This is a genomic window from Mesorhizobium sp. M7D.F.Ca.US.004.03.1.1, from assembly GCF_003998635.1.
GTDB classification, from domain to species: Bacteria; Pseudomonadota; Alphaproteobacteria; order Rhizobiales; family Rhizobiaceae; genus Mesorhizobium; species Mesorhizobium loti.
This window is the reverse complement of record NZ_RZQG01000655.1, coordinates 1-3,408: the sequence shown is the minus strand read 5'-3', so window position 1 is coordinate 3,408 and position 3,408 is coordinate 1. Positions and strand designations below refer to the sequence as shown.

Sequence of the window (3,408 nt, the reverse complement as noted above, 5' to 3'; positions counted from 1 at the left end):
CTGCCAAGGAGTTCGAGGATTCGGCGAAGTACCTGAAATGGGCCGACAAGGCGGAGAACAAGCAGTTCTTCACCAAGGAATTCCAGGATTTTTCCAAGACCGCCGGCGAGCTGCTGCTGCAGATGGGACTGATCAAGGAAGCGCCCGACGTCACCACGCTGGCCGACACCAGCGCGGTGTCGAACTGACAGTCCGGCCTTTGACCATCATGCGGCGGCGCCTGGCGTCGCCGCCTTCTCCTGGACAAATGACGATTTGAAAGATGGGGACGATTTGACGATGCGCCCCTTGCAGCCAGTACCGCCGGGCATCCGGACCGTGCTCGGCATTTCCTTCTTCGTGCTGTTCGTCGCCTTCTGGGCGTGGATCACGCTTGGCGGCCACGTCAACCGCATCTTCCTCGCCGATCCGCTGTCGATGCTGCGGGACGGCTGGCGACTGCTGGTCGAGGACCGTTTCTGGCTCGACATATTGATCACCATCTGGCGGGTTTTCGGCGGGTTCCTGCTGGCGTCGGTTGTCGCGGTGCCGATCGGCATCGCGATGGGCGCCTGGAAGCCGGTGGAGGCGTTTCTGGAGCCATTCGTCTCCTTCGCCCGCTATCTTCCGGCCTCGGCCTTCATTCCGCTGCTCATCTTGTGGGCCGGTATCGGTGAGCTGGAGAAGCTGCTCGTCATCTTCGTCGGCTCGGTGTTCCAGATCATCCTGATCATCGCGGTCAAGGTCGGCAGTACAAGACGCGACCTGGTCGAGGCTGCCTATACGCTGGGCTCCACCAACAACGGCATCGTCAGACGGGTGATCATGCCGGCCAATGCGCCCGAGATCGCCGAGACGCTGCGTCTGGTGCTCGGCTGGGCCTGGACCTATGTCATCGTCGCCGAGCTGATCGGCTCGTCATCCGGCATCGGCTACATGATCATCAACAGCCAGTCGCGGCTGGCGACGGGACAGATCATCTTCGGCATCATCATCATCGGGCTGATCGGGCTGTTGTCCGATTTCGCCTTCAAGGCCTTCAACCGCTGGCTCTTTCCGTGGAGCCTGGCGTGAGCAAGCTTCTCATCGAAGGCGCCTCGCGCACTTTCGCCGGCGTGCGCGGCGGAGAACCGGTCAAGGCCTTGATGCCAATCGACCTGGCACTTGCCGCCAACGACTTTATCACCATCCTCGGACCATCGGGCTGCGGTAAGTCGACATTGCTCAGGATCGTCGCCGGCCTGGAAGCGCCAAGCGAAGGCCGCGTACTGCTCGACGGCAAGGCGGTGACCCAGCCGGGGCCGGACCGCGGCATGGTCTTCCAGTCCTACACGCTGTTTCCCTGGCTGACGGTCGCCGAAAACATCGCCTTCGGCCTGCGCGAACGCGGCATGCCCGAAGAGGAGCGGGACGGGATCGTTGCTTCCTATGTTGACCTTGTCGGGCTGAAGGGGTTCGAAAACCACTGGCCGAAGCAGCTCTCCGGCGGCATGCAGCAGCGTACGGCGATCGCACGGGCGCTGGCCAACGATCCCGAGATCCTTTTGCTGGACGAGCCATTCGGCGCGCTCGACAACCAGACCCGCGGTCTGATGCAGGAGCTTTTGCTCGGTATCTGGGAACGGCGCAAGAAGACGGTGCTGTTCGTCACTCACGACATCGAGGAAGCCATCTTCATGGCCTCGCGCGTGATCGTGATGACGGCGCGGCCCGGCCGCATCAAGTCGGATGTCGCCGTCGACCTGCCGCACCCGCGCCACTACACGCTGAAGACCAGCCCGGAATTCTCGGCGCTGAAGGCACGGCTGACCGAGGACATCCGCGTCGAAGCGATGCGCACGGCGCAGACGGCGTAAGCTTCCCAGATCTATCGGATCAGGCCGCCAGCAGCTGCTTGCGGTCGACGCGCTCCTGCTGCGGCGAGCGGGCGTAGAGTTCGCGGTAGCATTTTGAGAAATGCGAGGCCGAGACGAAGCCGCAGGCGACCGCCACTTCGACTACCGGCATCGACGACTGGATCAGCAGGTGCCTGGCGCGGTCGAGCCGGATCTCGAGGTAATAGCGGGCAGGGGAGCGGCCCATCTCGGTGCGGAACAGTCGTTCGATCTGACGCCGCGACAGGTCGACATGGTCGGCGATCTCGATAAGCGACAGCGGCTCGGACAGGTTAGCCTCCATCAGTTCGATGATGGTCAGCACTTTCGAGTTCTGGACGCCGAGGCGAGCGCGCAGCGGCAGGCGCTGGCGGTCGGTCGGGCTGCGCACGCGGTCGGTCAGCACCTGCTCGCAGACGCGGTTGACGAGATTTTCGTCAAAGTCGTCGCCGATCAGCTTCAGCATCATGTCGAGCGCGGCGGTGCCGCCGGCGCAGGTGTAGATGTTCTGGTCGATCTCGAAGAGGTCGGCAAAGACATTGGCCTTTGGGAAAGCCTCGGAAAAGCCCGGCAGGTTCTCCCAGTGGATGGCGCAGCGCTTGTTGGACAACAGGCCGGCGGCGGCGAGGATATGCGCACCGGTGCACAGGCCGCCGACGGCAACGCCGCGATTGTATTCCTCGCGCAGCCAGGCGAAGGCGGACTTGTTCTGGTAGCGCTCGACATTGATGCCGCTGCAGACGATGGCCATGTTCGGCCGGTCGGGGCCTGCCATCTTCTTGCGTTCATCCTCGAGCGAGGTGTTGACCGCGCATTCGACCCCGTTCGAGGCACGCACCGGCTTGCCGTCGATGCTGGCAAGGCGCCAGCAATAGGCCTCGTAGCCAAGCATGCGATTGGCCGAGCGCAGCGGGTCGAGCGCGGTCGCAAAAGCGATCATGGTGAAATCGGGAACAAGGAAGAATACAAACGATCGCTTGATCGGATGCTTTACGGCGTTCAAGGGAACCTCACGCAGCCATGACGCGAACAGGATGTCGCGAATAGCATAGCGACATCAGGAAAAACCATGTCTGTCAATCGGCTACGCCGCTGCGACAAGATTATATTTGCGACATGGGTCGCAAATGGGCAATCGGCGTGCAGCGAACCCTGGAAGTGGCACCAACTGTTCAAGGGACAGGCAACATATGGCCTGCGGGCAGAACAAAAACGCCGCTCTGGCTGGAGCCAGGCGGCGTTGCAGTTTTAAAGCAGCGGCAGGGATACGCTGCTTTGAAATCTTCAGGCGACGAAGCCGAGGCGCGCCGCATTCATGGCGCCGGTCTGGCCGGGCATGGTGTTGGCAAGACGCTGACGCTCGAGAGCGGTGGTCAGGTTCATTTCGCGGCGGGCAAAGAGGCGTGCAAAAAGCTTCATAATCATCTCCATTTGTTGCTCAGACGGGTCGCCTTCGCTTGATGGAGTGGGGCAGCTCGTTTGCTGGCGCTGATATAGGCTTGTGTAAGCAGAAACTAAATCGCAAAAGCGAAGCGCTTGATATGAAATGCGACAC

Annotated in this window: 4 protein-coding genes and 1 pseudogene; 3 read left to right on the top strand and 2 right to left on the bottom strand. The window is 61.8% G+C overall.

Annotation, left to right across the window (positions count from 1 at the left end):
• From EN935_RS27420 to EN935_RS27410, 3 genes and pseudogenes are all read left to right on the top strand, one after another.
• A pseudogene (locus tag EN935_RS27420) lies at window positions 1-188 on the top strand (ABC transporter permease); the annotation flags it as partial.
• A gap of 91 nt (window positions 189-279) precedes the next feature.
• The gene (locus EN935_RS27415) at window positions 280-1,053 is read left to right on the top strand and encodes an ABC transporter permease (RefSeq protein WP_127266124.1); all 774 of its coding nucleotides are present in this window, start codon (window positions 280-282) and stop codon (window positions 1,051-1,053) included.
• Entirely contained in the window at window positions 1,050-1,835 is a 786-nt protein-coding gene (locus EN935_RS27410) for an ABC transporter ATP-binding protein (protein WP_127266123.1), read from the top strand. The genes EN935_RS27415 and EN935_RS27410 overlap by 4 nt, the downstream gene beginning before the upstream one ends.
• Window positions 1,836-1,854: 19 nt before the next feature.
• Here EN935_RS27410 and EN935_RS27405 read toward each other — a convergent pair whose 3' ends face one another.
• Together EN935_RS27405 and EN935_RS41500 are read right to left on the bottom strand one after the other, a co-directional pair.
• Complete coding sequence (locus tag EN935_RS27405) at window positions 1,855-2,793, bottom strand: GlxA family transcriptional regulator (RefSeq protein ID WP_348271741.1); 939 nt, start codon at window positions 2,791-2,793, stop codon at window positions 1,855-1,857.
• A gap of 344 nt (window positions 2,794-3,137) precedes the next feature.
• On the bottom strand, window positions 3,138-3,408 hold a 271-nt coding region (locus EN935_RS41500), incomplete at its 5' end, for a hypothetical protein (protein WP_206534579.1).